We start from the raw sequence: 1467 nt of genomic DNA on the forward strand, positions 1-1467 counted from the left end.
ACCATGTTACTGCTTTTAAAAATTTATATAAGTGTTCTTCTGTGAAGAAGCTTTTACTTATTAAAGTGAGTTGTCATAACCAGGGTTAGGAGCAACTAACGTACCTGAAACGTTGGTTTCTGCCTGTGGAATAGGGAATGCTAAACGCGTATCTCCAATATTCAATGTTACAGGAGTACCTGTTCCCGCTGAACCATATACAGGAACTGACATACCCCATCTTAGTAAATCCCACATTCTGAATCCTTCTCCAAGAAGCTCTCTTCTTCTTTCATCCTTTACATTCTGTAGAGTCACATTAGATGTTGATGCAAGACCTCTGTTTGTAGATACAGCATTGTAATAATCATCTGCATTAATTTGTGATCCTCCATTTTCAGGTAACTCAGCTTCAGCACCATTTAAAAGAACTTCTTCATATCTTACTAATTTAAGATTATCAGCACCACTCATATCAGGATATTTATGCTTGATGAGCCTAATAGTAGTGTTTGGAGCAAAATCAAAGGTAGCCGAACTTCTTCTAACATCCGCAGCAGTATATGATCCGTAAGTAGCAGATAATACCCCAATATTTTTATAAGCTCCACCAACATTCATATAAGAATTCATCCCTGAAGCACCATAAGCATTGGCAGTCCCTACAGCAAGTTCAAACAGAGAGTTCGTAGATGCATTGTTTAATGTCCAGCTGATTACATATGAATCTTTAGGCGCTACTTTGTAAACCCCACTTCCAACAATATCAGCAGCATATTGTCTAACTTTAGCATAATCCTTTTTATAAAGGTAATATCTGGTCATTAATGCTTTTACTGAATATTCATTCAATTCAGTTCTGTTATCAGTATTTGTAAATCCATTACCGCTTAATAAAGATAATGCCTTGTTGAAGTCTGCTTCAATCTGAGCCTGAGTTTCAGCTACACTTGCTCTGGCCATGTTAGCCTTAGGATCATATTTGGTAGGAATGACCACTCCTTTTGTTCCTCCCGAATACTGCTGACCGTAAAGTCTTAATAAATCGAAGAATACCAATGCACGGATAGCATATGCTTCTCCTTTTACTTTATTCACTTTCTCCTGAATCGTAGCCTGGTTCAATGTTTGAGTCCAGGTAAGGTTATCCGGTGAGTTGATGACAATATTAGCTTTGGCTACTACTCCATACATGGCGTTGTAAGGTCCTGTTGTATACTGGTCTGTAGACGTCATGGATAAGTTTCCTACAGAAGTAAAATATCCTGAAGATCTTCTGGTGAACATTTCATCACTTCTAAGCTCTGCAAAAAGCGGAAACTGAGCTCCATAATATCCGACAGCTCTCATAGATCCGTAAGCTCCAGTTACAAAAGACTGTAACTTGTCTACACTTGTGATTGTTTCAGCCTGTTCAGAGTTACCAAAATCGGTATCAATAAATTCTTCGCTACATGAGGTTAGTGAAAAACCTACCATGGTTGCCAA

At 38.2% G+C, this 1467-nt stretch carries 1 protein-coding gene; it reads right to left on the reverse strand.

The genetic code is table 11. From position 1 onward, the window contains the following. Positions 1-60 precede the first annotated feature (60 nt). A partial coding sequence (locus AOB46_RS22675) for a RagB/SusD family nutrient uptake outer membrane protein (RefSeq protein ID WP_082377402.1) occupies positions 61-1467 on the reverse strand: 1407 nt, incomplete at its 5' end.

The organism is Chryseobacterium indologenes (assembly GCF_001295265.1).
Classification (GTDB): domain Bacteria; phylum Bacteroidota; class Bacteroidia; order Flavobacteriales; family Weeksellaceae; genus Chryseobacterium; species Chryseobacterium indologenes_A.